Origin of the sequence: Streptomyces sp. CA-210063 (assembly GCF_024612015.1) — a bacterium.
GTDB lineage: Bacteria > Actinomycetota > Actinomycetes > Streptomycetales > Streptomycetaceae > Streptomyces.
Genome location: NZ_CP102512.1, coordinates 2,443,055 through 2,468,258 on the forward strand (window position 1 = coordinate 2,443,055; position 25,204 = coordinate 2,468,258).

Below are 25,204 nucleotides of genomic sequence, written 5' to 3' on the forward strand. Positions count from 1 at the left end.
CGGCCGCAGATCAGGACTCGCCGCTCGGGCAGGGCTCACCGCTGTCATACGGAGGGGGTGAGGGTGCCGCGGCGATCACAGCCTACCGGTGTCCGTGATCACCACGGCCGCGGCCGAAGGGACCGGCATCAGACGACCGGGGTCTCGCGGTTGCCGAGGCGGCGCAGGTCGCTGAGGACCTCGGCGATGACGCCGGAAGAGGAGATCCAGGTGACGCCGGCCAGGGCGACGGCGGCGACCGGGCCCCAGCCGAGCAGCAGTGCCCTCGCGGCGCCGGTGGCGACGAACTCCTCGCTGGCCTGGAGGGGCAGGATGCCGCCGTGCCCGAAGGCGAGAGGATGATCGCCCCGAGTTCGATGAGCATGGCGGTGGTGTCGTGCACGGGCGTCTGTCCTCGACCTGACCGGTCAGCACACCTAGTACGTGTACCCGCCCCGCTTCAAGGTCGCCTCAGGGAGGGCAAGGTCACAGCCGTGCCCTCTGCTGCTCCTTTGCGCCTCTGGCCTAGCATCCGAGCATGACGGTCCTGCCTGACGACGGGCTTGAGCTGGCCGCCGAGTTCCCTGACGCGTCCCATGAGCAGTGGCAGCGCCTAGTTGCGGGCGTGCTGCGCAAATCGGGCAAGGACGTCGAGGGTGCTCAGGCCGAGGAAGCCCTGTCCACCGCGCTGGAGGACGGGCTGCGCACCCGTCCTCTCTACACCGCGCACGACACCGCGCCCCCTTCCGGCTTCCCCGGATTCGCGCCCTTCGTACGAGGAGGCCGGGCCGAGGGCAACACCGCCGGCGGCTGGGACGTACGCCAGCGCCACACGGCGGCGGACGGCGAGGCCGTGCTCGCGGACCTGGAGAACGGCGTCACCTCCCTGTGGCTGGTGCTCGGCGAGGCCGGCCTGCCGGTGTCGTCGCTCGGCCGGGTCCTCGACGGCGTCCACCTCGATCTCGCGCCGGTCGTCCTGGACGCGGGCGCCGAGGTCGAGCCCGCCGCGCGGGCGTTGCTGCGGCTGTACGCGGAGCGGGGCGTCGCCAAGGAGGCGGCGCGCGGCAACCTGGGCGCGGACCCCCTCGGCCACGAGGCCCGTACCGGACAGACGTACGACTTCGCACCGGTCGTCGACCTCGCGCGGCTGTGCGCCGAGGAGTACCCGGGACTGCGGGCGCTGACCGTGGACGCCCTGCCGTATCACGAGGCCGGCGGCTCGGCCGCGCAGGAACTGGGCGCCTCCCTCGCGACCGGCGTCGCCTGTCTGCGGGAGCTGACCGAGGCCGGGCTCGGCGTCGAACAGGCCTGTGGACAGCTGGAGTTCCGGTACGCGGCGACCGCCGACCAGTTCCTGACGATCGCCAAGCTGCGGGCCGCGCGCCGGCTCTGGGCCCGGGTGGCCGAGGTGTGCGGGGCGCCCGCCGCCGGGGCGCAGACACAGCACGCGGTGACCTCGCCGGTGATGATGACGCGCCGCGACCCGTGGGTGAACATGCTGCGCACGACCATCGCCACGCTGGCCGCCGGCGCGGGCGGCGCCGACTCCGTCACCGTGCTGCCCTTCGACCACACGCTCGGACTTCCGGACGCGTTCGCCCGGCGCATCGCCCGCAACACCTCCACGATCCTCATCGAGGAGTCCCACCTCGCCCGGGTGATCGACCCGGCGGGCGGCTCCTGGTACGTGGAACGGCTCACCGACGAACTCGCCCAGGCGGGCTGGGAGTTCTTCCAGCGGATCGAGGGACAGGGCGGCCAGGCGGCCGCGCTGCGGTCGGGCAACCTCGGCCAGGACCTCGCCGACACCTGGGAGGCACGCACCGGCAGGCTCGCCAAGCGGCGCGAACCGGTCACCGGCGTCAGCGAGTTCCCGCACCTGGCCGAGAAGCCGGTCGTCCGCCGGCCCGCGCCCGAGCCGCCGTCCGGCGGTCTCCCCCGCGTCAGCCGCGACGAGACGTACGAGGCGCTGCGCGCCCGCTCCGACGCCCACCTCGCCGCGACGGGCTCCCGGCCCCGCGTCTACCTGGCCGCACTCGGCCCCGCCGCCGCCCACACCGCCCGGACGACCTTCGCCGCCAACCTCTTCCAGGCGGGCGGCATCGAACCGGTCACCGAGGGAACGTTCGAGGAGAGCGGCACGTCGGAGGTGTGCCTGTGCTCCAGCGACGCCCTCTACGAGGAGCGGGCCGCGACCGTGGCCGCCGAGCTCAAGGCAGCCGGTGCCTCGCATGTGTTCCTCGCCGGTCGGCCCGGGCAGTACACCGACGTCGACGCGTACGTCTTCGCGGGCTGCGACGCCGTGGCCGTTCTGACCGCCACCCTCGACCGCATGGGAGTGTCCTGATGGGAATCCCCGACTTCTCCGGGATCGAGCTGGGTTCCCCGTCCGTCGACGGCGGCGCCGACGAGTGGCGTACGGCGGTCAAGACGGCGGCCGGCGGTGACGACCCGCTGTGGGAGACCCCGGAGGGCATCCCGGTCAAGCCGCTGTACACCGGGCAGGACCTGGAGGGCCTGGACTTCCTGGGCACCTACCCGGGCATGGCCCCGTATCTGCGCGGCCCGTACCCGACGATGTACGTCAACCAGCCCTGGACGATCCGCCAGTACGCGGGCTTCTCCACGGCCGAGGAGTCCAACGCCTTCTACCGGCGCAATCTGGCGGCCGGCCAGAAGGGTCTGTCCGTCGCCTTCGACCTGCCCACGCACCGGGGCTACGACAGCGACCACCCGCGCGTGACCGGTGACGTCGGCATGGCGGGCGTGGCCATCGACTCGATCCTCGACATGCGGCAGCTCTTCGACGGCATCCCGCTGGACAGGATGACCGTGTCGATGACGATGAACGGCGCCGTGCTGCCCGTGCTCGCGCTGTACATCGTGGCGGCCGAGGAGCAGGGTGTGCCGGCGGAAAAGCTGGCGGGGACCATCCAGAACGACATCCTCAAGGAGTTCATGGTCCGCAACACCTACATCTATCCGCCGAAGCCGTCGATGCGGATCATCTCCGACATCTTCGCCTTCACCTCGCAGCGCATGCCCCGCTACAACTCCATCTCGATCTCCGGCTATCACATCCAGGAGGCGGGCGCGACGGCCGATCTGGAGCTGGCGTACACGCTCGCGGACGGGGTGGAGTACATCCGGGCGGGCCGTGAGGCGGGCCTGGACGTGGACGCGTTCGCGCCCCGGCTGTCGTTCTTCTGGGCGATCGGCATGAACTTCTTCATGGAGGTCGCCAAGCTGCGGGCGGCCCGCCTGCTGTGGGCGAAGCTGGTGAGGCAGTTCGACCCGCAGAACTCCAAGTCCCTGTCCCTGCGCACCCATTCGCAGACCTCGGGCTGGTCCCTGACCGCGCAGGACGTCTTCAACAACGTCACGCGCACCTGCGTGGAGGCGATGGCGGCCACCCAGGGCCACACCCAGTCGCTGCACACCAACGCCCTCGACGAGGCCCTCGCCCTGCCGACGGACTTCTCCGCACGCATCGCCCGCAACACCCAGCTCCTCATCCAGCAGGAGTCCGGCACGACCCGGGTCATCGACCCGTGGGGCGGCAGCGCCTACGTCGAGAAGCTCACGTACGACCTCGCCCGCCGCGCCTGGCAGCACATCCAGGAGGTCGAGCAGGCGGGCGGCATGGCCAAGGCCATCGACGCGGGCATCCCCAAGCTGCGCATCGAGGAGGCCGCGGCCCGCACGCAGGCCCGCATCGACTCCGGGCGGCAGCCGGTCATCGGCGTCAACAAGTACCGGGTGGAGACCGACGAGGAGATCGACGTCCTCAAGGTCGACAACTCCTCGGTCCGCACCCAGCAGATCGAGAAGCTCCGCCGACTGCGCGCGGAGCGCGACGAGCAGGCGTGCCAGGACTCGCTGGACGCGCTCACCCGGGCCGCCGGCGGTGAGGGCAACCTGCTGGAGCTGGCCGTGATCGCGGCCCGCGCCAAGGCCACCGTCGGCGAGATCTCCGACGCCCTGGAGAAGGTGTACGGCCGGCACGCGAGCCAGATCCGTACGATCTCCGGCGTGTACCGCAACGAAGCAGGCGAGTCCCCGTCCGTGGACCGCACCCGCGCGCTGGTCGACGCCTTCCAGGAGGGCGAGGGCCGTCGGCCGCGCATCCTCGTCGCCAAGATGGGCCAGGACGGCCACGACCGGGGCCAGAAGGTGATCGCCACCGCCTTCGCCGACCTCGGCTTCGACGTGGACGTCGGCCCGCTGTTCCAGACCCCGGCCGAGGTGGCCCGCCAGGCCGTCGAGGCGGACGTGCACATCGTCGGGGTCTCCTCGCTGGCCGCCGGGCACCTCACCCTCGTACCGGCGCTGAAGGAGCAGCTGGCCGAGGAGGGGCGCGGGGACATCATGATCGTGGTCGGTGGGGTCATCCCGCCGCAGGACGTGCCCACGCTCCTGGAGATGGGTGCGGCGGCCGTGTTCCCGCCCGGGACGGTGATTCCGGACGCGGCCCACGATCTGGTGCAGCGGTTGTCGGCCGACCTCGGGCACGACCCGGTGGAGCGGCCGTCGGGCGACCTCGGGTCCGGCCTGTGATCGATGTCGACGCCTATGTGAAGGGTGTGCTCGACGGGAAGCGGGCGATCATCGCGCGCGCCATCACCCTCGTCGAGTCCACCCGGGCCCAGCACCGGGCACTGGCCCAGGAGTTGCTGACCGCGCTGCTGCCGCACAGCGGCCGGGCCCGGCGGATCGGGGTGAGCGGGGTGCCGGGCGTCGGCAAGTCGACGTTCATCGACGCGTTCGGCACGATGCTGACCTCGCTCGGGCACCGGGTGGCAGTGCTGGCGGTGGACCCGTCGTCGAGCCGTACGGGCGGCTCGATCCTCGGCGACAAGACCCGTATGGAGCGCCTGGCCGTCGACCCGGCGGCCTTCGTACGGCCCTCCCCCACGGCCGGCACGCTCGGCGGGGTCGCCCAGGCCACCCGCGAGTCGATCGTGGTGATGGAGGCGGCCGGCTACGACGTCGTGCTGGTGGAAACGGTCGGCGTCGGCCAGTCCGAGACGGCCGTCGCCAACATGGTCGACTCCTTCCTCCTCCTCACGCTCGCCCGCACCGGCGACCAGCTCCAGGGCATCAAGAAGGGCGTCCTGGAGCTGGCCGACGTCCTCGCCGTGAACAAGGCGGACGGCCCGCACGAGCACGACGCCCGCACGGCCGCCCGTGAGCTGGCGGGCGCCCTGCGGCTGATGCACGGCAAGGACCCGGTCTGGACGCCGCCGGTGCTGAGCTGCAGCGCCCGCGAGTCCACCGGCCTCGACACCGTCTGGGAGCGCCTGGAACAGCACCGCGCCCTCCTCGACTCCACCGGCCGCCTCGCCGCCAAGCGCCGCGACCAGCAGGTCGACTGGACCTGGTCCATGGTCCGCGACGAACTCCTCGGCCGGCTGCGCACCCATCCCGGCGTACGGTCCCTCGCGCCCGCCCTGGAACAACAGGTCCGGGACGGCGAGCTGACGGCCACGCTGGCCGCCGAACGCATCCTGGAGGCCTTCGGGACTGGGGTACGTTCACCCGGCTGAGCGCCCCGAGTGGTGGCGGAACGGGATCCGGCTGACGGTGGATCACGTCGGAGCCGGGTCACGTCAGCTGATGAAGCACCAGCTGCCCGGCTGTGGCGGAAGGACCATCAGATGCGTTCTGCTCGCATGCTTCTGGCGACCGCGGCGGCCACCGCCGTCCTCGCCATCACCGCACCAGGCGCCTACGCCGACGGTGACAAGTGGGAGCACGAGGACCATGGCTACAGCAAGGAACACGACAAGGACAGCAGGCACGACGGACCGCGTGGCGGTGTTCACACGGGTGGCGGTGCGCTGACGTCGCTGCACAACGAGGAGGAGTGGGGCTCCGAGCGGTCCGCCAAGCAGTCGGACGGCTACAAGGGGGCCGAGTCCACGAAGGAGTCGTGGGACGGCGGCCAGGACAAGGAGTCCTGGAAGGACGAGGGCGACAAGGAGTCGTGGAAGGGCGACCACGACAAGGGCTCCTGGAAGGACGAGAACGCCACGGAGTCCTGGAAGGGCGACCACGACAAGCCCCGCGGCGGTATGCACACCGGTGGCGGCGCGCTCGCCTCACCGGCGGCGACCGCGGGCGGTATGGCCGTCCTCGCGGTGGCCGGTACGGGCATGTACGCCCTGCGGCGCAAGAAGACCGCCGGAAGCATGGCCTGAGCCATGTCAGGCGGCATACCTGGCGCGATAGCGGCCGGGCCGCCACACCCTGTGTCGTGTGGCGGCCCGGCCGGCGTTCCGCAGGCCCCTCCGGCCGGCCGGCTCTCCGCCCGCCCTCCGCCCCTTCCGCCCGTCCGTCCAGCTGCCGTGCCTAGTGAGGTGGTGTCCGATGGCAGCCCATCCCTCTCCCCCCGGCACCGATCCGGTGCCGACCCACCATGGCACCCGCGTCAATCTGACCGTGTTGTGTGCCGTGGCCCTCCTGCTCCTGGCGGTGAGTCTGTTCGGCGGCGAGGACTCCACGTCCGACGCCCCCCCTCCGCCGAACGCCCGGCACGCCCCGCAGGCCACCCTCGCCTCCGAGTCGGCCGCCCCCGCGAAACGCCCCGAGGAGCGGCGTCGGCCCCGGTCCAGGCCGATCCGTCTGCTCATCCCCAAGATCCGGGTGAGCGCCCCGTTCGTCCCTCTCGCCATCGACCGCTCCGGACAGCTCGAAGCCCCGCCCGCCGACGACGTCAACCTGGTCGGCTGGCACGCCGAGGGCGCCGCCCCCGGGGAGCCGGGCACCTCGATCATCGCCGGGCACGTCGACACGGCGACCTCCCCTGCCGTCTTCGCGGGGCTCAGCGAGCTGAAGGAGGGGGATGTCTTCCACGTCGTACGCGCCGACCGCAGCAGGGCGACGTTCGTGGTCGACGGCGCGGAGACGTTCGAGAAGGACAACTTCCCCGACAGGCGGGTGTACGCCGACGCGCCCAGGCCCGAGGTGCGGCTGATCACGTGTGCGGGCGACTACGACCGTACGGCCAAGGACTACACGGAGAACCTGGTGGTCTTCGCGCATCTGACGTGAGGACGCGGGAGTACCCGGGGTCCGGACGGCAGCGCGTCACCCGCGCCCAGCCGTCCGGCCCCGCACTTCGTTCAGCGTGAGCGTGAGTACGGGGACAGGGAGCGCTCCCAGCCCGTGAAGCGAACAACGAGCGACCGGCTGACCAAAAGCCGTCCTTCAAGTGGCCAAGAACGATTCAAGGGTCGGCCATGATTGATCAACGCTCGTCCATGATTCCGCAACTTGAACGTTTGAGCGTTTAGGCCGGACGTACGTTCCTGTCCGTGAACTCCGACGCAGCATCCAACAGAGGCGACGGCGCCGAGGCGACCGACTCCGCCGACGCCCCGATATCCCACGTGAAGCCGCGCGGCCGGCGCTCGCTCCTGCGCGCCGCGCTGGCCGGCTCCGCGGTCCTCGGCGGCGGCCTCGCCATCGGCGCCTTCCCGGCCGACGCCGAGCCCGTCTCCCGCTCCAACCGCTCCACCCCCACGCCCTCCGCCGCCACCCGCACGCGGCCGAGTACGCCCGAAGAGGCGCTGACGGAGCTGTCGAAGGGCAACCGCCGCTGGCGGGAACTCCACCAGCAGCACCCCGACGAGGACGCCGTGGTGCGCAGGACCCTGACGACCAGTCAGCACCCCTTCGCCCTGATCCTCGGCTGCATCGACTCCCGTGTCCCCCCGGAGCTGGTCTTCGACCAGGGCCTCGGCGACCTGATGACCGTGCGCAGCGCGGGCGAGGTGCTGGACGAGGCGGTGCTCGGCAGCGTCGCGTACGGCGTCCTGGAGCTGGACATCCCGCTGGTCATGGTGCTCGGCCACCAGTCCTGCGGTGCCGTGAAGGCGGCGGTCGCGGCGGACCAGACCGGTGAGGAACTTCCGGCCCACATCCAGTACATCGCCGACGAGATCGCCCCGGCCATCGACCACAGCGTGGAGGGTGACGCCCGGATCGCGGCGACCATCGACGCGAACGTCCGCATGGTGCGCTCCAGGCTCGACGCCGAGCCGGACCTCGCCGCCAAGGTGAAGGCGGGCAAGGTGGCCATCGTCGGCGCCCGCTACGACCTGACGACCCAGCGCGTGCACCTGCTCAAGTAAGAGGCCCTGGAAAGGGGAAGGCGGCCCCGGTGGACACAAGGCACCGGGGCCGCCTTCGCGCCGTCTCGGCCCGGGCCGCGCCCGGCCTCTCCACTCGGCCTCGGTCTCAGCCTCGGTCTCAGCCCTCGACGAGGGTGATGTCCTGCTGCTTCACCGCGTGGAACCTGGGCAGCGGCAGGCCACTGCCGGACAGCTCCGTGACGGTGGCCTCGACCCGGGCCGGACCCGGCCGGTAGCGGCCGGGCTCCGCCTTGTCGGTGTTGGTCCAGGTGTGGTCGGCGCCGTCGCAGACGGCCGACGTGCCGCCGACTCCCCTGCGGACCCTGCTGTCGCCCTGCGCGAGCGAGGACGAGACGAAGACGGGGCCGTCGCCGCCGAGACAGCGGTAGGTGCCGGAGAGTCTGAGGGTGCCGTCCGGGGCGACATACCCGGTGGGGTCGATCGTCACCGTCTCGAACGACCCGCTCGTGGCACCGGCGGACGGGGCGGCGGAGAACAGCAGCAGCGCGGCGCCGACGGCCGCGCCGGCGATCCGGGGAACGCGGGACATGGACAACGGAATACCTCCTTGAGCCGGGCTTCCAGAGGTACCGGGCCGGCCGGCCGGCACCGGCGCTCATCACCCCTGCGTCGGCGCGTCGGTTCTGCCGTCCTCACTACCGGGTGCGACCCGCGCGCCCGGGGTTATGTCCGCGTCCTGTCACAGCACGTCCGGGTGCTGTCACGTCTCGCGGAACGGTCTGGCGATGAGCTCCGGGCGCGGGCATCGTCTGTGGTGCGAGGCGGTGACTCGCCGCCGGCACTCACGACGACGTGGAGGCGCGCCATGTGTTCACACCAGCCCCTGTGCCCCTCGGCCCACAACTCCGACCGCGACGCCGCGCACGTCGTCGCCTTCCACCCCGAGCAGGGCTGGAACCTGCTGTGCACCGGGGCGATCGTCTTCGACGACACCGGGGAGATCCTGCCCGACGGCAGCATCGTCGCGCCGAGCCGTCTCGCCGTCGCCGCCTGACCCTCTCACGAGGGCTACGGCAGGACCGCGAAGCCGTCCAGCTCCACCACAGCCCGCTCGTCCCAGAGCCGTACGACGCCGATCACCGCCATCGCGGGATAGTCCCGGCCCGCCAACCTCCGCCAGACACGGCCGAGTTGAGGCGCGCGGACACGGTAGTCGGCGACATCCGTCGCGTAGACCGTGACGCGGGCGAGGTCGGCCGGTGTGCCGCCGGCGGCCTCCAGCGCGGTCAGCAGATTGGCGAGCGCCCGCTCGAACTGCTCCTCCAGTGTCTCCCCCACGACCTTGCCGTCCGCGTCGAGCGCGGTCTGGCCCGCCAGGAACACGACCCGGGAGCCGGTGACGACGACGGCGTGCGAGAAGCCGGTGGGCGGTGACAGCCCGGCCGGGTTCACCCGCTCGGCGCTCATGAAGACCTCTCCTGTGACGCGGTCCGCTGGTACAACTCCTTGGCGATGACCGTCCGTTGCACCTCGCTCGCCCCCTCGTAGATGCGCGGCGCCCGCACCTCCCGGTAGAGGTGTTCGAGCAGATGGCCGCGGAGCAGCGCCCTGGCCCCGTGCAGTTGTACGGCCGCGTCGACGACGTACTGCGCGGTCTCCGTGGCCAGCAGCTTCGCCATCGCGGCCCGCCGGGGTACGTCCGGGTCGCCCAAGTCGTACGCCGTCGCCGCCGCGTAGACCATGAGCCGGGCCGCCTCCGTGCGCATCGCCATCTCGGCGACCTGGTGGGCGACCGTCTGAAGATCCCTCAACCTGCCGCCGAACGCCTGGCGCCGGGAGGTGTGGGCGAGGGTGGCGTCCAGCGCGGCCTCGGCCATGCCGACCGCGAAGGCGCCGACGCTCGGGCGGAAGAGGTTGAGGGTGGCCATGGCGACACGGAAGCCGCGGTCGGGTGCGCCCAGGACATCGTCCGCCGTGACGGGTACGGCGTCGAAGTCGAGGGCGCCGATGGGGTGCGGGGAGAGCAGGTCGAGCGGGGTGCCGGTGAGGCCGGGGCGGTCGGCCGGGACCAGGAAGGCGGTCACGCCACGGGCGCCCGCGTCGGGGGTGGTGCGGGCGAAGACGGTGTAGAGGTCGGCCTCGGGGGCGTTGGAGATCCAGCACTTCTCACCGGTCAGGCGCCAGCGTCCGGTGCCGTCCGGCTCCGCTCGGAGGGACAGGGCCGCCGCGTCCGAGCCGGCCCCCGGCTCGCTGAGCGCGAAGGCCGCGACCGCGTCGCCGTCACTCACCCGGGGGAGCCAGCGGGCCCGCTGTGCCTCGGTGCCGTGGGCGTGGACCGGATGGGCGCCCAGCCCTTGGAGGGCCAGCGCCGTCTCGGCCTCCGTGCAGACGTACGCCAGTGACTCGCGCATCAGACAGAGGTCGAGCGCGCCCGAGGTGAACAGCCGGGAGAGCAGACCCAGCCGGCCGAGCTCGGCGACGAGGGGGCGGTTGACGTGGCCGGGCTCGCCCTTGTCGGCCAAGGGGCGCAGGCGTTCGGCGGCCAGGGTGCGCAGTTCGGCACGCCAGGCGAGTTGTGCCGGTTCGAGCGAGAATGCGGTCATCGCCGTCCCTTCTCCCCCATGGGGCCCCTACCGAGGCTATCGCGAACTGTTGACTGCCGTCACCAAGGCGATACGCTCGCTGTGCGAGGCCACCGCGACGTGCGAGCCACCGCGACATGCGAGCCCACCACCACATGCGAGTCCACTTCGGCAGGGACCACAGCAGGGGGCGAACGTCATGAATTCCAGGGTCACCGCCCATCTCGACACCTTCGCCCGGGACCGTCTCCCACCTCCGGACCAGTGGCCCGAGCTGTCCTTCGGCCTTCCCGAGCTGCGCTACCCGGACCGTCTCAACGCCGCCGCCGAACTGCTCGACGGGGGCGACCCCGGCCGGCCCGTCTTCCGCACCCCCGCCGGGGACACCTGGACGTACGGCGAACTCCGCGCCCGGGTCGACCGGATCGCCCACACGCTCACGTCCACCCTCGGCGTCGTCCCCGGCAACCGGGTCCTGCTGCGCGGGCCCACCACGCCCTGGCTGGCCGCGTGCTGGCTGGCGGTGCTCAAGGCGGGGGCGGTCGCGGTGACGGTGCTCGCGCAGCAGCGGCCGTACGAACTGGCGACGGTCTGCGAGCCGGCGCGGGTGTCGCACGCGCTGTGCGACATACGGTCCGTGGACGACCTCGCGAAGGCGGACGTGCCGGGGCTCAGGATCACCACGTACGGCGGGGACGGCCCTGACGACCTGTTCCGCCTGCCCGCGCCCAACGGGCCGTACGAGGCGGTCGCCACGGCGGCCGACGACGTGGCGCTGATCGCGTTCACGTCCGGTACGACCGGGCGGCCCAAGGGGTGTCTGCACTTCCACCGGGACCTGCTGGCGGTCGCGGACACCTTCTCGAAGCATGTGCTGCGGCCCCGGGCGGACGACGTGTTCGCCGGGTCTCCCCCGCTCGGCTTCACCTTCGGGCTCGGCGGTCTCGTCGTCTTCCCGATGCGGGCCGGCGCCAGCGCCCTGCTGCTCGAACAGGCGGGGCCGAAGCAGCTGCTCCCGGCGGTCGGCGAGCACGGGGTGTCGGTGCTGTTCACCGCGCCGACGGCGTACCGGGCGATGCTGGGCGAGCTGAACGGGTCGGACGGGTACGACATCTCGTCGCTCAGGCGGTGTGTGTCGGCGGGCGAGAACCTGCCCGCGGCGACCTGGCGGGCCTGGCACGAGCGGACCGGGCTGCGGATCATCAACGGCATCGGCGCGACCGAGCTGCTGCACATCTTCATCTCCGCGGCCGACGAGGCCGTCCGGCCGGGGACGACGGGGGTGCCCGTACCGGGGTGGCACGCGCGCGTGCAGGACGCGGACGGGGTGCCGGTGCCCGACGGGGAGCAGGGGCTGCTCGCGGTGCGGGGTCCGGTGGGGTGCCGTTATCTGGCGGACGAGCGGCAGCGGGAGTACGTGCGGGGCGGCTGGAACGTCACGGGTGACACGTATGTCCGCGAGCCGGACGGGTATTTCCGCTATGTCGCGCGCGCCGACGACATGATCGTCTCGGCCGGTTACAACATCGCGGGCCCCGAAGTAGAGGACGCCCTGCTGCGCCATCCGGACGTGGTGGAGGCGGCCGTGGTGGGGCGGCCGGACGAGGCGCGCGGGCAGGTCGTCGTCGCGTATGTGGTCGTCGGAGCGGGCGCCGGCCGGGACGGCGAAAGGCTGCGCGCGTTCCTCAAGTCGGAGCTGGCTCCGTACAAATGTCCGAAGGAGATCGTGTTCCTGGACGCGCTGCCCCGCACGGCGACCGGCAAACTTCAGCGGTTCCGGCTGCGCACCCTAGGTGACCAGCAGTGATGCCGAAGACCTAAAATGATCAACGTGTCCGAACAGCACGCACCACGTTCGCTCATCGTCACCTTCTACGGCGCGTACGGCCGTTCGGTGCCGGGTCCCGTACCCGTCTCCGAGCTGATCCGGCTGCTCGCCGCGGTCGGTGTCGACGCGCCCTCCGTCCGCTCCTCGGTGTCCCGGCTGAAGCGGCGGGGACTGCTGCTGCCGGCCCGCACGGCGGCGGGAGCGGCGGGGTACGCGCTGTCGGAGGACGCGCGGCAGTTGCTCGAGGACGGCGACCGGCGGATCTACGCGACGACACCCGAGCAGGACGAGGGCTGGGTGCTGGCCGTGTTCTCCGTGCCGGAGTCGGAGCGGCAGAAGCGGCATGTGCTGCGCTCCCGGCTGGCCGGACTCGGCTTCGGCACGGCCGCCCCGGGGGTGTGGATCGCGCCGGCCCGGCTGTACGAGGAGACCCGGCACACCCTGACCCGGCTGCGGCTCGACCCGTACGTGGACCTGTTCCGGGGCGAGCACCTGGGGTTCGCGGCGACCGCCGAGGCGGTGGCCCGCTGGTGGGACCTGGCCGGGATCGCCAAACAGCACGAGGCCTTCCTCGACCGGCACGCGCCCGTGCTGCACAGCTGGGAGCACCGCGCCGACACCCCGCCGGAGGAGGCGTACCGCGACTATCTGATGGCCCTGGACTCCTGGCGCCACCTGCCGTACGCCGACCCCGGGTTGCCCGCCGCGCTGCTGCCCGCCGACTGGCCGGGGGTGCGCTCGGCGGCCGTGTTCCGGGCGCTGCACGCGCGGCTACGGGATGCGGGAGCGGGGTTCGCGGGAGTGGACTTGCAGGGAACCTCAAGCAAACTTAAAGATCTATAACAATTCTGTTCACTTAGGGAACGCTCAGGGTTCTCCTTCAATCTTCTCAGAATCCTTACTTACCATCCTGACGCATGAGCCTCATGCGCAACCTGAACCGTGCACTCACCGCCACCACCGGCTTGCACGTACAGAAGGCCGTTCCGACCCCCGCGCCGAAACCGGCCGCGAAGAAGCCCACGGCGGTGTACCGATGTCCGGATCCCGAGGACCTCGCCACGGACCGGTTGCTGAGGCAGCCCATCTTCATCATGTCTCCCGTGCGCTCCGGCTCCACGCTGCTGCGGATGCTGATGAACGCGCACTCACGGCTGCACTCCCCGCACGAGCTGCACATACGCCGACTGGAGGTCGGCTACGGCAGCAAGCTGTCGCAGAAGGCGATGAGCGCCCTCGACCTGGAGCGCGGCGACCTGGAGCATCTGCTGTGGGACCGGGTCATGCACCGCGAACTGGTCAGATCGGGCAAGGACTTCGTCGTCGAGAAGACCCCGAGCAACGCCTTCGTGTACGAGCGCATCCGGGACTGCTGGCCCGACGCCCGCTTCGTCTTCCTGCTGCGCCACCCGGTCTCCATCGCCCAGTCGTGGCACGAGGGCGACCCCGACAAGCGCACCTACGACGAGGCCGCCGCCGACGCGCTGCGCTATATGAAGGCCGTCGACCGGGCCCGCAAGGGACTCACGGGCCACACAGTGCGCTACGAGGACATCACCGCCGACCCCGAGAAGGAGATGCGGCGGCTCTGCCTGTTCCTCGACCTCGACTTCGAGCCGGCCATGCTCGACTACGGCAGGAAGGACGACGCCCAGGTCGTGAAGGGCCTCGGCGACTGGCGCGACAAGATCAAGACCGGCCAGGTGCAGGCCGGGCGCGCGCTCCCCACCGAGGACGACATCCCGGAGATCCTCCGGCCGATGTGTGAGGCGTGGGGCTACAGCAAGTGAAGGCGCACGCCGAGATAGCCGAGGTCTGGCCGCGCGACGGGCACATAAGACTCGTAGGACGTATCCACGGGGTCCCGGCGGACGGGACCTGGCAGCTGGTCCTCACCCGCCGCGCCCACGCCGACCGCCGGCTGCGCTATACCGCCGACGTCAAGGGCGACCGCTTCGAGAGCGAACTGCCCCTCGGCGACCTCGCCGCCGCCGACTACGCGCCCGTCGAGGAGTGGGACATCCACCTCACCGACGGTCAGGTCGAACTGCGCGCCGGGAAGCACCTCGACGACGTGCACGGCAAGAAGAAGATCTTCGTGTATCCGGAGCAGCGCATCGAGGACCTCGGCGTGCGCCCCTATTACACGATCAAGGACAACCTGTCTCTGGAGTGCCGCACGGGAGGCCCCGCATGACCGACCGTCGTCCACTCCCCCAGCGTCCCCGCGTCCGCTATCTGCTGCTGCACGCGTACGGCCGGGGCGGCACCATCCGCACGGTGATGAACCAGGCCAACTCCCTCGTCGCCGCGGGATGGAACGTGGAGATCGTCAGCGCGGTGCGCCGCCGCGACGACCTCCAGTTCCCGCTCGACCCCCGGGTGAAGGTCTCCACGGTCGTCGATCTGCGCGAGGACGCCTACACCCCGCCGTCCGGCCTGGTCGCCCGCTGGCGCGACCGCAAGCGCGGCGACCTGCTGGAGGCACCCGCCCGGCACATCCCGAAGGGCGAGTTCGGCTACCGCTACTTCAACCGGTACGTCGAGGACCGGCTCATCACGTACCTGCGGTCGTTGACCGACGGCATCCTGGTGACCACCCGGCCCGCGCTGAACTTCCTCTCCGCCGAGCACGCCACCAGCGGTGTCGTCCGGGTCGCCCAGGAGCACATGAACCTCGGCACCCACAAGCGGGACGTGCAGCAGCGCATCCAGGAGACGTATCCGCGCTTCGCCACGGTCGCCGTGCTCACCGAGCGCGACCGCGAGGAGTACGCCGAACTCCTCCCCGGCACCCGGGTCATCCGTATCCCCAACGCCGTGCACTCCCTCGACCAGGTCCCCGCCACCCCCGCGTCGAAGATCGCGGTGGCGGCCGGCCGGCTCTTCCCGCAGAAGGGCTTCGACATGCTGATCCCGGCCTGGGCGAAGCTCGTCGAGACGTACCCCGACTGGCAGCTGAGAATTTACGGCAGCGGCGAGAAGAAGTCAGAACTTCGCAACCTCATAGATGAACACCATCTCTACAATCACGTCTTCCTCATGGGACACACCGACCGCTTGGACGACGAACTCGCCAAGGCCTCCTTCTACGTGCTCAGCTCACGCTTCGAAGGACTGCCGATGGTGATGATCGAGGCGATGAGCCACGCCCTCCCCGTGGTGAGCTTCGACTGCCCGACCGGCCCCGCCGACGTGCTGACGCACGGCGTGGACGGGCTGCTCGTCGCGCCCGAGGACCCCGACGCGCTCGCCGACGCCATGGGCAGGCTGATGGCCGACGAGGTGCTGCGCGCCGACATGGGTGTGGCCGCGGTCCTCACGGCCGCCTCGTACGGCCCGGACGCCGTCCATCACCGCTGGGAATCCCTCTTCATCTCCCTCCACGAGCAACGGCACGGCACCGCCGCCGCCGGCGCCGCGAAAGGAACACACGCATGACCACCTCGTCCAGGGCGTCCAAAGCCCAGGGAGCCACGGTCTGGCTCACCGGACTGCCGAGCGCGGGCAAGACCACGATCGCCCGCGTCCTCGCCGGCCGGCTGCGGTCCGAGGGGCACCGTGTGGAGGTCCTCGACGGTGACGAGATCCGCCGCTTCCTCTCCGCCGGCCTCGGCTTCTCCCGCGAGGACCGCAACACCAACGTCCAGCGCATCGGCCTGGTCGCCGAGGTCCTCGCCCGCAACGGCGTGCTGGCCGTCGTCCCCGTCATCGCGCCGTACGCCGACAGCCGCGAGGCCGTCCGCAAGCGCCACGACGTGAGCGGCACCCCGTACGTCGAGGTGCATGTCGCCACCCCCGTCGAGGTGTGCAGCGAGCGTGACGTGAAGGGCCTGTACGCCCGTCAGGCCGCCGGCCAGCTCAAGGGCCTGACCGGGGTCGACGATCCGTACGAGCCGCCGGCCGACCCCGCGCTCGTGCTCCCGACGCAGGACCAGACGCCCGACGAATCGGCCGCGTGCGTGTACGCGCTGCTGGCGGAGCGAGGCCTCGTATGAGCGTCCACACCCTGTCCCACCTGGACGCGCTGGAGTCCGAGGCCGTCCACATCTTCCGCGAGGTCGCGGGCGAGTTCGAGCGGCCGGTGATCCTCTTCTCCGGCGGCAAGGACTCCATCGTCATGCTGCACCTGGCGCTGAAGGCCTTCGCCCCCGCCCTGGTCCCCTTCACGCTGCTGCACGTCGACACCGGGCACAACTTCCCGGAGGTACTGGAGTACCGCGACCGCACGGTGGCCCGGCACGGCCTGCGACTGCATGTCGCCTCCGTGCAGGACTACATCGACCGGGGTGTGCTGCGGGAACGCCCCGACGGGACCCGGAACCCCCTCCAGACCGTGCCGTTGACGGAGAGGATCCAGAGCGAGCGCTTCGACGCCGTCTTCGGTGGTGGCCGCCGGGACGAGGAGAAGGCGCGCGCCAAGGAGCGGGTGTTCTCCCTGCGCGACGAGTTCTCGCAGTGGGACCCGCGCCGCCAGCGGCCCGAGCTGTGGAACCTGTACAACGGCCGCCACGCGCCCGGCGAGCACGTCCGTGTGTTCCCGCTCTCCAACTGGACCGAGCTGGACGTCTGGCAGTACATCGCCCGCGAGGGCATCGAACTGCCGGAGATCTACTTCGCCCACCATCGCGAGGTGTTCATGCGGGGCGGGATGTGGCTGACCGCGGGCGAGTGGGGCGGGCCCAAGGACGGTGAGACCGTCGAGAAGCGGCAGGTGCGGTACCGGACGGTCGGTGACATGTCCTGCACGGGGGCGGTGGACTCCGACGCGACCACGCTGGACGCCGTGATCACCGAGATCGCCGCCTCCCGGCTCACCGAGCGGGGCGCGACGCGCGCCGACGACAAGATGTCCGAGGCCGCGATGGAAGACCGTAAGCGCGAGGGGTACTTCTAAGCATGAGCACGATGACCATCGACACCCTTCGCTTCGCGACGGCCGGTTCGGTCGACGACGGCAAGTCCACGCTCGTCGGGCGGCTGCTGCACGACTCCAAGTCGGTCCTCACCGACCAGTTGGAGGCGGTGGCGCGGGTCTCGGCCGGCCGTGGCCAGGAAGCCCCGGATCTCGCGCTGCTCACCGACGGTCTGCGGGCCGAACGGGAGCAGGGCATCACCATCGACGTGGCGTACCGCTACTTCGCCACGGCCAAGCGCCGGTTCATCCTCGCCGACACCCCCGGCCATGTGCAGTACACCCGCAACATGGTGACGGGTGCCTCCACCGCCGAGCTGGCGATCGTCCTGGTCGACGCGCGCAACGGGGTCGTGGAGCAGACGCTCCGGCACGCGGCCGTCGCGGCGCTGCTGCGCGTCCCGCACGTGGTCCTCGCCGTCAACAAGATGGACCTCGTCGGGTACGAGGAGAAGGAGTTCCGCCGGATCGTCGAGGACTTCGCGCGGCACGCGGACGAGCTGGGGCTGCCCGGCTTCACCTCGATCCCGGTCTCGGCGCTGGTCGGTGACAACGTCGTCGACCGGTCCGGGCGGATGGAGTGGTACGACGGTCCGGCGCTTCTGGAGTTCCTGGAGAGCGTGCCGGTGGGGGTGGAGACGGCGGACGCTCCGGCCCGCTTCCCCGTGCAGTACGTGATCCGGCACGACGAAGTCCGGTACTACGCCGGTCAGTTGGTGTCGGGGGCGCTGCGGGTGGGTGACCGGGTGACCGTCCACCCGTCGGGCGAGACCTCCGAGATCACGGAGATCGACGTCCTGGGTGAGCCGGCGGAGGTCGCGTACGCGCCGCAGTCGATCAGCGTGCGGCTGGCGGACCAGCGGGACGTCTCCCGTGGGGACATGATCACCGCGGCCGGGGCGGACGCGCCGACGCTGACGCAGGACGTCCGCGCGGCCGTCTGCCATCTGGCGGAGCGGCCGCTGCGCGTGGGCGACCGCGTACTGCTCCGGCACACGACCCGCACCGTCAAGGCCATCGTCAAGGACCTCGGCGGCTTCCCCGAACTGACCACGAACGACCTGGGCCGCGTGGTGCTGCGCACGGCCGAGCCGTTGGCCCTGGACGACTATGCGGCCGTACGACGGACGGGGTCGTTCATCCTGGTCGACCCGGCGGACGGGGCGACGCTGACGGCGGGGATGACGGACCTGTCATAACGTCCGCGCACCACGCTCGCCGTCATAGCTGTGGGCAGGCGTGCCGCTAGGGGCGGCACGGGTGGGCACAGCGGCACCCGGCAAGCGCCGGTGAGCGAAGCCGCCCCAGAGGTTCAGGGCACCCCCGGGCTACTGCCGGGCGGGGCTCGGGGGCGCTTGCCGGCGCTGACAGGGTGCCGCCGCGCCCGCCCTCCCCCACTCTCGGCTTCGCTCGAGCGGGAGGTGCCCCCATCGCCCCAGCGGCACGATCGCCCGCAGTTGGGGGACGCCTCAACTCCCCAGCTTCAAGCGGGGCTTCGGGGCGTCCGTTCGGCCCGTGTTGGGGCGGCGGCTGCCTGCTCGGTAGGGGGCGGGCCAGGTGACGGCCGGGCCCGTGTAGGACTGTTCGGCGGCCGCGTGGAGGGTCCAGTGGGGGTCGTACAGATGGGGGCGGCCCAGGGCGCAGAGGTCGGCGCGGCCTGCCAGGATCAGGGAGTTGACGTCGTCCCAGGAGGAGATGGCGCCGACGGCGATCACCGGCACCCCCACCTCGTGCCGGACGCGGTCCGCGAACGGGGTCTGGTACGAGCGCCCGTACTCGGGGTGCTCGTCGGCGACGACCTGCCCGGTCGAGACGTCGATCGCGTCGGCGCCGTGCGCGGCGAAGGCGCGGGCGATCTCGACGGCGTCGTCGGCGGTGGTGCCCCCGTCAGCCCAGTCGGTCGCGGAGATACGGACGGTCATGGGCCGCTCCTGAGGCCACACCGACCGTACGGCGTCGAAGACCTCCAGGGGGAAGCGCAGCCGGCGGTCCAGTGAACCCCCATAGCGGTCGGTGCGGCGGTTGGTCAGCGGTGAGAGGAAGCCGGACAGCAAGTAGCCGTGGGCGCAGTGGAGTTCGAGGAGATCGAATCCGCTGCGGGCGGCACGGCCGGCGGCGGAGGCGAACTGCTCCCGGATGTCGGTGAGTTGGGCACGGGAGAGCTCGCGAGGGGTCTGACTGCCCGGCTTGTACGGGATCGGGGAGGCCGCCGTCAGGGGCCAGTTGTCCGCGTCCAGGGGCTCGTCCATGCCCTCCCACATCAGCTTCGTCGAGCCCTTGCGGCCGGAGTGGCCCAGCTGGACGCCGATGGCCGTGCCCGGCGCCTGCTCGTGCACGAACGTCACCGTGCGGCGCCACGCCTCGGCCTGCCGGGAGTTCCAGAGCCCGGCGCAGCCCGGGGTGATCCGCCCCTCGGGGCTCACGCACACCATCTCGGTCATCACGAGCCCGGCGCCGCCGAGGGCGCGGGCACCCAGGTGGACGAGGTGGAAGTCGCCGGGGACGCCGTCGGCCGCCGAGTACATGTCCATGGGGGAGACGACGACACGGTTGCGCAGGGTCAGGCCGCGCAGCCGGAACGGGGTGAACATGGGAGGCGTGCCGGGCGGGCAGCCGAACTCGCGCTCCACCGCGTCGGTGAAGTGCGCGTCGCGGAGGCGGAGGTTGTCGTGGGTGACGCGGCGGCTGCGGGTGAGAAGGTTGAAGGCGAACTGCCGGGCGGGCTGGCCGAGATGGAGCCCGATGTTCTCGAACCACTCGAGGCTGGCCCGTGCCGCACGCTGCGTGGAGGCGACGACCGGGCGCCGCTCCTCCTCGTACGCCGTCAACGCCCCTTCCAGGTCGGGCTGTTCCTCCAGACAGGCGGCCAGCGCCAGCGCGTCCTCGACGGCCAGCTTCGTACCGGAGCCGATGGAGAAGTGCGCGGTGTGCGCGGCGTCGCCGAGCAGCACCAGATTGCCGTGCGACCAGCGCTCGTTGACGACCGTGCGGAAGGTGGTCCAGGTGGAGTTGTTGGAGCGCAGGGGGCGTCCGCCGAGCGCGTCCGCGAAGAGTTTCGCGCACCGCTCGATGGACGCGGAGGCGTCCAGCTCCCCGAACCCCGCTGCCCGCCACACCTCCTCGCGCATCTCCACGATGACGGTGGACGCGTCCTGCGAGTACGGGTAGCCGTGCAGCTGCATCACGCCGTGTTCGGTCTCGGCGATCTCGAAGCGGAACGCCTCGAAGGCGAAGTCGGCGGCGAGCCAGATGTAGCGGCAGCGGTGTTCCTCGACGGCCGGGCGGAAGACCTCGGCGTATGCCTCGCGCGTCGCGCTGTGCACGCCGTCCGCCGCTATGACCAGGTCGTATGTCTCGCGGAGCCAGGCCGGGTACGGGGCCTCCGTGCGGAAGCGGAGTTCGACGCCGAGGGCGTGGCAGCGGTCGTGGAGGATCTGGAGGAGTCTGCGGCGGCCCAGGGCGGCGAAGCCGTGGCCTCCGGCAGTGTGGCGGGTGTTTCGGTGGACGATGTCGATGGCGTCCCAGCGGGTGAAGTGCGCTTGCAGGGCCTCGTAGACGACCGGGTCGGCGTGTTCTATGCCGCCCAGGGTTTCGTCGGAGAGGACTACTCCGAAGCCGAAGGTGTCTTCTGGGGCGTTGCGTTCCCAGAGGGTTATCTCGCGGGTCGGATCGAGGCGTTTGAGGAGGGCGGCGGAGTACAGGCCACCGGGACCGCCGCCGATGATCGCGATGCGGTGGGGGTGGCTGGTCCTCGTGGGCGGCTGCGGGGTCGTCGTGGCTGGTCGCGCAGTTCCCCGCGCCCCTGACTCCGCTGCCCCTGAGGTCGGTATGACAGGCGAGGGCGGCATCAGCGGCCCTGCCATTTCGGGGGGCGTTTTTCTGTGAACGCGGCGTGGAATTCCGCGTAGTCCTCGCCGTTCATGAGGAGGGCCTGGGTGGCCGCGTCCAGTTCCACGGCCGCCGACAGGGGCATGTCCAGTTCTGCGGTCAGGAGCGCCTTCGTCTGGGCGTATGCCAGGGCCGGGCCCTCCGCCAGGCGGTGGGCCAGGGTCTGTGCGGCCTCGTCGGCGCTGCCCTCGTCGGTGAGCTGGCTGATGAGGCCGATGCGTTCGGCCTCGGGGGCGCGGACGGGTTCGCCGAGCATGAGGAGGCGGGTGGCGTGGCCCAGGCCGACCACGCGGGGCAGCAGGTACGCGGCGCCCATGTCGCCGCCGGAGAGGCCCACGCGGGTGAAGAGGAAGGCGAAGCGGGTGGTGGGGTCGGCGACGCGGAAGTCGGCGGCCAGGGCCAGGACCGCGCCGGCACCCGCCGCCACGCCGTGCACGGCGGCGATCACCGGGAACGGGCACTCGCGTACGGCCCGTACGACCTGCCCGGTCATCCGGTTGAAGTCGAGCAGTTGGGCGGTGTCCATGGCGAGGGTGGCGCCGATGATCTCGTCCACGTCGCCGCCGGAGCAGAACCCTCGGCCGTCGCCGGCCAGCACCAGGGCCCGTACGGACTTCTCCCGGGAGAGCTCGGCGAGCAGATCGCGCAGGTCGGCGTAGGCGCCGAAGGTGAGGGCGTTGAGCTTCTCGGGGCGGGCGAGGGTGACGGTGGCGACACCGTCGGTGATCACGCACCTCAGATGCCGCCAGTCGGCGGTGCGGGCGGCGGAGCCGGTGAAGGGACTCATGACGGGCGGCCTCCTCGGGGGCTACCTCGACGCTGCGGCTACTTCCCTACCTCACGAAGCTATCACCGATATCTGACCGTCGTCACGAGTGCGCGATAGGCCGTCGGTGGCGTCCGTGACTCGGTCACGGACGTTCGACAGGCCGGTAACGACGGGCTCGGTCGTGCGCGGCGGAACGTTGGCGTGGGTAGACCGCCTGGCAACGGGGCCCGACGGTCCCGTACGGCGCCCGCCGAGCGGCCCTGCCGGTCCGCGCCGTACCATTCGTCACGCTGAAAGCAGGACGACCCATGACCTGCTCCATGAACGGATCCACCGCCTTGCAAGAACCTCCCGCCCCCGCCTCCTGGCGCATCGCGCTGCCGCACACCGCCGCGGCCGTGCCCGTGGCCCGCGCGTTGGTCCGTACGGCGCTGACCGCGCTGGAGCACGGGACGGACCGCGACACGGCGGAGCTGCTCACGGCGGAGCTGGTCGCGAACGCGGTCGAGCACGCGACCGGGGACGGGCCCATAGAGCTGGTCGTCGAGCTGCTGCCGTCCGGCTGCAAGGTGGAGGTCCACGACCCGGACCCGGCACCCCCGGGCGATCTCACCACGCCGGGCCACATCGAGCCCGACCCCTGGCAGGAGCACGGCCGCGGCCTGCTCCTCATCCGCGCCCTCAGCTCCGCCTGCGGCCACCGCCCCACGGGCTCCGGCAAGGCGGTGTGGTTCCGGCTGCCGACGGTGCCGTCACAGCGCCGCCCCGCATAGGCCTTCGGTCTTTCAGCGCCCCAGCGTCGCCACGAGAACCGCCTTGATCGTGTGCAGCCGGTTCTCCGCCTCGTCGAAGACGACGGAGTGCGCGGACTCGAACACCTCGTCCGTGACCTCCAGCGAATCCAGACCGTGCCGCTCATGGATCTCGCGCCCGACCTTCGTCCCGAGGTCGTGGAAGGCCGGCAGACAGTGCAGGAACCTGACGTCCGCGTTGCCGGTGGCACGCAGCACGTCCATGGTCACGGCGTACGGCGCCAGCGCCCCGATGCGCTCGTCCCAGACCTCCTTCGGCTCCCCCATCGAGACCCAGACATCGGTCGCCACGAAATCGGCCCCCGCCACGCCCTCGGGGACATCCTCGGTGAGCGTGATCCGCGCCCCGCTGATCTCCGCGAGCTTGCGCGCGTGGGTGACGATCTCCTCGGCCGGCCAGTAGGCCTGCGGGGCGACGATCCGGACGTCCATGCCGAGCAGGGCGCCGGTGACGAGGTAGGAGTTGCCCATGTTGAAGCGGGCGTCGCCGAGGTACGCGAAGACCATCTCGTCGAGCGGCTTGTCGCTGTGCTCGGTCATGGTCATCACGTCGGCGAGCATCTGGGTGGGGTGCCAGTCGTCGGTGAGACCGTTGTAGACCGGCACTCCGGCGTACGCGGCGAGCTCCTCGACGTTCGCCTGGCTGTCCCCGCGGTACTCGATCGCGTCGAACATCCGGCCGAGCACCCGCGCGGTGTCCCGTACCGACTCCTTGTGGCCCATCTGCGAGCCGGACGGGTCGAGGTACGTCGTCCGGGCGCCCTGGTCGGCCGCGGCGACCTCGAACGCGCAGCGGGTGCGCGTCGAGGTCTTCTCGAAGATGAGCGCGATGTTCCTGCCCCGCAGGTGCTGGGTCTCCGTCCCGGCCTTCTTCGCCGCCTTCAGCTCCACGGCCAGCGCGATCAGCCCGCGGAACTCCTCCGCGGTGAAGTCCAGCTCCTTGAGGAAGTGGCGCCCGGCGAGGGCGTGGGGAACAGTCGCCATGGGGGCGCTCCTGGGTGTGACGGGGAGGGTGACTGGGACAGGGACAGCATAAGGAAGGTGGAAGTCTATACGACGTTCCACATTTCTATACGGCCGATCTCTCCACCGGACAGCTCATACAGCGCGGCCCGCCCCTCCCCCGCCCCAGCTCGCTCCCCGGGATCTCGATCACCTCGATGCCCTGCTTGCGCAGATGCGTGTTGGTGGTGGCGTTGCGCTCGTAGGCGACGACGACGCCCGGTTCGACGGCGAGGACGTTGCAGCCGTCGTCCCACTGCTCGCGTTCGGCGGCATGGACGTCCTGGGTGGCGGTCAGCACCCGGATCTCGTTCAGACCGAGTGCGGCGGCGATCGCGCGGTGCATGTGCTCCGGCGGGTGGTCGGTGACCTTGAGCTCCTTCTCTCCGACGCCGGGTTCGATGGTGTACGAGCGGAGCATGCCGAGTCCGGCGTACTGGGTGAAGGTGTCGCCGTCGACCATCGTCATGACGGTGTCGAGATGCATGAAGGCCCGGCGCTTCGGCATGTCGAGAGCCACGATGGTCTCCGCGGAGCCGGCCGCGAAGAGCTTGTGGGCGAGCATCTCGACGGCCTGCGGGGTGGTGCGTTCGCTCATGCCGATGAGGACGGCGCCGTTGCCGATGACGAGGACGTCGCCGCCCTCGATGGTGGACGGGTAGTCGGCCTGGCCCTCCGACCAGATGTGGAACGTCTCGTCACGGAAGAGGGGGTGGTGCCGGTAGATCGCCTCGAAGTGGACGGTTTCGCGCTGGCGGGCGGGCCAGCGCATGGCGTTGATGGAGACCCCGTCGTAGATCCAGGCGGAGGTGTCGCGGGTGAAGAGGTGGTTGGGGAGGGGATCGAGGAGAAAGTCGTCGAGTTCCATGACGTGGAAGCGCACGGAGGCCGGCTCCATGTGGGCGTCGAGGAACTCACGCTTGGTCATGCCGCCGATCAGCGCCTCGACCAGTTCGGTCAGGGGCAGGGACTCGAAGGCGGCTCTGAGGTGGTCCGTGGCGAGCGGGCCGTACTCCTTCTCGTCGAAGACCCGGTCGAGGACGAGCTCCCGGGCGCGCGGAATCCGCATGACGTCGGTGAGGAGGTCGCCGAAGAGGTGGACGGTGACCCCTCGGTCGCGCAGCACATCGGCGAACCCGTCGTGCTCGGCGCGCGCCCGGCGCACCCACAGCACGTCGTCGAAGAGCAGCGTGGTCTTGTTGCTGGGGGTGAGCCTTTTGAGCTCAAGATCCGGCCGGTGCAGGATGACGCGGCGCAGGCGCCCGGCCTCGGAGTCGACATGGAATCCCATGTCCTCATCCTGACCATTCGGGCGCGTGTTCACCCGCCGGTC

23 protein-coding genes and 1 pseudogene are annotated in these 25,204 nt (G+C 71.1%); 16 read left to right on the plus strand and 8 right to left on the minus strand.

Annotated elements, in window-relative coordinates; translation table 11 throughout:
* Positions 1-131: 131 nt before the first annotated feature.
* Positions 132-382: pseudogene (locus tag JIX56_RS10555) on the minus strand (cation:proton antiporter); the annotation flags it as partial.
* Positions 383-517: 135 nt separating this feature from the next.
* Between JIX56_RS10555 and JIX56_RS10560 the strand changes: the two are divergent.
* From JIX56_RS10560 to JIX56_RS10585, 6 genes are all read left to right on the plus strand, one after another.
* On the plus strand, positions 518-2,326 hold the full coding sequence (locus JIX56_RS10560; RefSeq protein ID WP_257539451.1) for a methylmalonyl-CoA mutase subunit beta: 1,809 nt from the start codon (positions 518-520) through the stop codon (positions 2,324-2,326).
* Positions 2,326-4,536 (plus strand): methylmalonyl-CoA mutase, encoded by a 2,211-nt coding sequence (scpA, locus tag JIX56_RS10565; RefSeq protein WP_257539453.1) that lies wholly within the window; start codon positions 2,326-2,328, stop codon positions 4,534-4,536. Before JIX56_RS10560 ends, scpA begins: the two co-directional genes overlap by 1 nt.
* Positions 4,533-5,525 carry a methylmalonyl Co-A mutase-associated GTPase MeaB gene (meaB, locus tag JIX56_RS10570; protein WP_257539455.1) on the plus strand — a complete coding sequence of 331 codons (993 nt, stop codon included), beginning with the start codon at positions 4,533-4,535 and terminating at the stop codon, positions 5,523-5,525. Before scpA ends, meaB begins: the two co-directional genes overlap by 4 nt.
* A 111-nt stretch (positions 5,526-5,636) precedes the next feature.
* Positions 5,637-6,179: a hypothetical protein gene (locus JIX56_RS10575; RefSeq protein ID WP_257539456.1), complete on the plus strand. Its 543-nt coding sequence runs from the start codon at positions 5,637-5,639 to the stop codon at positions 6,177-6,179.
* A gap of 169 nt (positions 6,180-6,348) precedes the next feature.
* Entirely contained in the window at positions 6,349-7,032 is a 684-nt protein-coding gene (locus JIX56_RS10580) for a class F sortase (protein WP_257539463.1), read from the plus strand.
* A gap of 263 nt (positions 7,033-7,295) precedes the next feature.
* Positions 7,296-8,114, plus strand: a complete 819-nt coding sequence (locus JIX56_RS10585) for a carbonic anhydrase (RefSeq protein ID WP_257539472.1) — start codon at positions 7,296-7,298, stop codon at positions 8,112-8,114.
* A gap of 118 nt (positions 8,115-8,232) precedes the next feature.
* On the opposite strand, the gene JIX56_RS10590 is transcribed toward JIX56_RS10585, so the two are convergent.
* Entirely contained in the window at positions 8,233-8,664 is a 432-nt protein-coding gene (locus tag JIX56_RS10590; protein WP_257539475.1) for a DUF6299 family protein, read from the minus strand.
* A gap of 276 nt (positions 8,665-8,940) precedes the next feature.
* Here JIX56_RS10590 and JIX56_RS10595 point away from each other — a divergent pair, with 276 nt between their 5' ends.
* A complete protein-coding gene (locus JIX56_RS10595; RefSeq protein WP_257539485.1) occupies positions 8,941-9,129 on the plus strand; it encodes a DUF5999 family protein in 189 nt (62 codons plus the stop codon).
* Between the two features lie 14 nt (positions 9,130-9,143).
* On the opposite strand, the gene JIX56_RS10600 is transcribed toward JIX56_RS10595, so the two are convergent.
* Positions 9,144-9,542, minus strand: a complete 399-nt coding sequence (locus JIX56_RS10600; protein WP_257539487.1) for a RidA family protein — start codon at positions 9,540-9,542, stop codon at positions 9,144-9,146.
* Positions 9,539-10,678, minus strand: coding sequence for an acyl-CoA dehydrogenase family protein (locus tag JIX56_RS10605; RefSeq protein ID WP_257539492.1), 1,140 nt, complete (start codon positions 10,676-10,678; stop codon positions 9,539-9,541). The genes JIX56_RS10600 and JIX56_RS10605 overlap by 4 nt, the downstream gene beginning before the upstream one ends.
* Before the next feature lie 178 nt (positions 10,679-10,856).
* Between JIX56_RS10605 and JIX56_RS10610 the strand changes: the two genes are divergently transcribed.
* The 8 genes from JIX56_RS10610 to JIX56_RS10645 all read left to right on the plus strand — a co-directional run bounded on the left by JIX56_RS10610 (position 10,857) and on the right by JIX56_RS10645 (position 18,599).
* A complete protein-coding gene (locus JIX56_RS10610; protein ID WP_257539493.1) occupies positions 10,857-12,464 on the plus strand; it encodes an AMP-binding protein in 1,608 nt (535 codons plus the stop codon).
* A 15-nt stretch (positions 12,465-12,479) separates the two neighbouring features.
* Positions 12,480-13,328 (plus strand): PaaX family transcriptional regulator, encoded by an 849-nt coding sequence (locus JIX56_RS10615; RefSeq protein ID WP_257539495.1) that lies wholly within the window; start codon positions 12,480-12,482, stop codon positions 13,326-13,328.
* 74 nt (positions 13,329-13,402) lie between these two features.
* Positions 13,403-14,275: a sulfotransferase family protein gene (locus tag JIX56_RS10620; RefSeq protein ID WP_257539497.1), complete on the plus strand. Its 873-nt coding sequence runs from the start codon at positions 13,403-13,405 to the stop codon at positions 14,273-14,275.
* Positions 14,257-14,682, plus strand: a complete 426-nt coding sequence (locus JIX56_RS10625) for a hypothetical protein (RefSeq protein WP_257539499.1) — start codon at positions 14,257-14,259, stop codon at positions 14,680-14,682. Before JIX56_RS10620 ends, JIX56_RS10625 begins: the two co-directional genes overlap by 19 nt.
* Complete coding sequence (locus JIX56_RS10630) at positions 14,679-15,926, plus strand: glycosyltransferase family 4 protein (RefSeq protein WP_257539501.1); 1,248 nt, start codon at positions 14,679-14,681, stop codon at positions 15,924-15,926. Before JIX56_RS10625 ends, JIX56_RS10630 begins: the two co-directional genes overlap by 4 nt.
* The gene (gene cysC / locus JIX56_RS10635; RefSeq protein ID WP_257539518.1) at positions 15,923-16,483 is read left to right on the plus strand and encodes an adenylyl-sulfate kinase; all 561 of its coding nucleotides are present in this window, start codon (positions 15,923-15,925) and stop codon (positions 16,481-16,483) included. The genes JIX56_RS10630 and cysC overlap by 4 nt, the downstream gene beginning before the upstream one ends.
* On the plus strand, positions 16,480-17,382 hold the full coding sequence (cysD, locus tag JIX56_RS10640; RefSeq protein WP_257539537.1) for a sulfate adenylyltransferase subunit CysD: 903 nt from the start codon (positions 16,480-16,482) through the stop codon (positions 17,380-17,382). The genes cysC and cysD overlap by 4 nt, the downstream gene beginning before the upstream one ends.
* A gap of 2 nt (positions 17,383-17,384) precedes the next feature.
* On the plus strand, positions 17,385-18,599 hold the full coding sequence (locus tag JIX56_RS10645; RefSeq protein ID WP_257539539.1) for a sulfate adenylyltransferase subunit 1: 1,215 nt from the start codon (positions 17,385-17,387) through the stop codon (positions 18,597-18,599).
* A gap of 270 nt (positions 18,600-18,869) precedes the next feature.
* On the opposite strand, the gene JIX56_RS10650 is transcribed toward JIX56_RS10645, so the two are convergent.
* Positions 18,870-21,263, minus strand: coding sequence for a bifunctional salicylyl-CoA 5-hydroxylase/oxidoreductase (locus JIX56_RS10650; protein ID WP_443031801.1), 2,394 nt, complete (start codon positions 21,261-21,263; stop codon positions 18,870-18,872).
* Positions 21,248-22,075 (minus strand): enoyl-CoA hydratase family protein, encoded by an 828-nt coding sequence (locus JIX56_RS10655; RefSeq protein ID WP_257539541.1) that lies wholly within the window; start codon positions 22,073-22,075, stop codon positions 21,248-21,250. Before JIX56_RS10655 ends, JIX56_RS10650 begins: the two co-directional genes overlap by 16 nt.
* Positions 22,076-22,365: 290 nt before the next feature.
* Between JIX56_RS10655 and JIX56_RS10660 the strand changes: the two genes are divergently transcribed.
* Positions 22,366-22,830: an ATP-binding protein gene (locus JIX56_RS10660; RefSeq protein ID WP_257539549.1), complete on the plus strand. Its 465-nt coding sequence runs from the start codon at positions 22,366-22,368 to the stop codon at positions 22,828-22,830.
* 12 nt (positions 22,831-22,842) lie between these two features.
* Here JIX56_RS10660 and argF read toward each other — a convergent pair whose 3' ends face one another.
* Together argF and JIX56_RS10670 are read right to left on the minus strand one after the other, a co-directional pair.
* Complete coding sequence (gene argF / locus JIX56_RS10665; RefSeq protein ID WP_257539551.1) at positions 22,843-23,853, minus strand: ornithine carbamoyltransferase; 1,011 nt, start codon at positions 23,851-23,853, stop codon at positions 22,843-22,845.
* Between the two features lie 85 nt (positions 23,854-23,938).
* Positions 23,939-25,162, minus strand: a complete 1,224-nt coding sequence (locus JIX56_RS10670; RefSeq protein ID WP_257539553.1) for an arginine deiminase — start codon at positions 25,160-25,162, stop codon at positions 23,939-23,941.
* Positions 25,163-25,204 lie beyond the last annotated feature (42 nt).

Excerpts from the sequence above, each read along its gene's own strand:
- JIX56_RS10600 (WP_257539487.1), bottom strand. The coding sequence starts at position 9,542 with ATGAGCGCCGAGCGGGTGAACCCGGCCGGGCTGTCACCGCCCACCGGC.
- JIX56_RS10560 (WP_257539451.1), top strand. The coding sequence starts at position 518 with ATGACGGTCCTGCCTGACGACGGGCTTGAGCTGGCCGCCGAGTTCCCT.
- JIX56_RS10650 (WP_443031801.1), bottom strand. The coding sequence starts at position 21,263 with ATGGCAGGGCCGCTGATGCCGCCCTCGCCTGTCATACCGACCTCAGGG.
- JIX56_RS10590 (WP_257539475.1), bottom strand. The coding sequence starts at position 8,664 with ATGTCCCGCGTTCCCCGGATCGCCGGCGCGGCCGTCGGCGCCGCGCTG.
- JIX56_RS10580 (WP_257539463.1), top strand. The coding sequence starts at position 6,349 with ATGGCAGCCCATCCCTCTCCCCCCGGCACCGATCCGGTGCCGACCCAC.
- JIX56_RS10575 (WP_257539456.1), top strand. The coding sequence starts at position 5,637 with ATGCGTTCTGCTCGCATGCTTCTGGCGACCGCGGCGGCCACCGCCGTC.
- JIX56_RS10660 (WP_257539549.1), top strand. The coding sequence starts at position 22,366 with ATGACCTGCTCCATGAACGGATCCACCGCCTTGCAAGAACCTCCCGCC.
- JIX56_RS10670 (WP_257539553.1), bottom strand. The coding sequence starts at position 25,162 with ATGGGATTCCATGTCGACTCCGAGGCCGGGCGCCTGCGCCGCGTCATC.
- argF (WP_257539551.1), bottom strand. The coding sequence starts at position 23,853 with ATGGCGACTGTTCCCCACGCCCTCGCCGGGCGCCACTTCCTCAAGGAG.
- scpA (WP_257539453.1), top strand. The coding sequence starts at position 2,326 with ATGGGAATCCCCGACTTCTCCGGGATCGAGCTGGGTTCCCCGTCCGTC.
- JIX56_RS10615 (WP_257539495.1), top strand. The coding sequence starts at position 12,480 with ATGATCAACGTGTCCGAACAGCACGCACCACGTTCGCTCATCGTCACC.
- JIX56_RS10655 (WP_257539541.1), bottom strand. The coding sequence starts at position 22,075 with ATGAGTCCCTTCACCGGCTCCGCCGCCCGCACCGCCGACTGGCGGCAT.
- JIX56_RS10630 (WP_257539501.1), top strand. The coding sequence starts at position 14,679 with ATGACCGACCGTCGTCCACTCCCCCAGCGTCCCCGCGTCCGCTATCTG.
- JIX56_RS10645 (WP_257539539.1), top strand. The coding sequence starts at position 17,385 with ATGAGCACGATGACCATCGACACCCTTCGCTTCGCGACGGCCGGTTCG.
- JIX56_RS10620 (WP_257539497.1), top strand. The coding sequence starts at position 13,403 with ATGAGCCTCATGCGCAACCTGAACCGTGCACTCACCGCCACCACCGGC.
- JIX56_RS10595 (WP_257539485.1), top strand. The coding sequence starts at position 8,941 with ATGTGTTCACACCAGCCCCTGTGCCCCTCGGCCCACAACTCCGACCGC.
- cysD (WP_257539537.1), top strand. The coding sequence starts at position 16,480 with ATGAGCGTCCACACCCTGTCCCACCTGGACGCGCTGGAGTCCGAGGCC.
- JIX56_RS10605 (WP_257539492.1), bottom strand. The coding sequence starts at position 10,678 with ATGACCGCATTCTCGCTCGAACCGGCACAACTCGCCTGGCGTGCCGAA.
- JIX56_RS10610 (WP_257539493.1), top strand. The coding sequence starts at position 10,857 with ATGAATTCCAGGGTCACCGCCCATCTCGACACCTTCGCCCGGGACCGT.
- cysC (WP_257539518.1), top strand. The coding sequence starts at position 15,923 with ATGACCACCTCGTCCAGGGCGTCCAAAGCCCAGGGAGCCACGGTCTGG.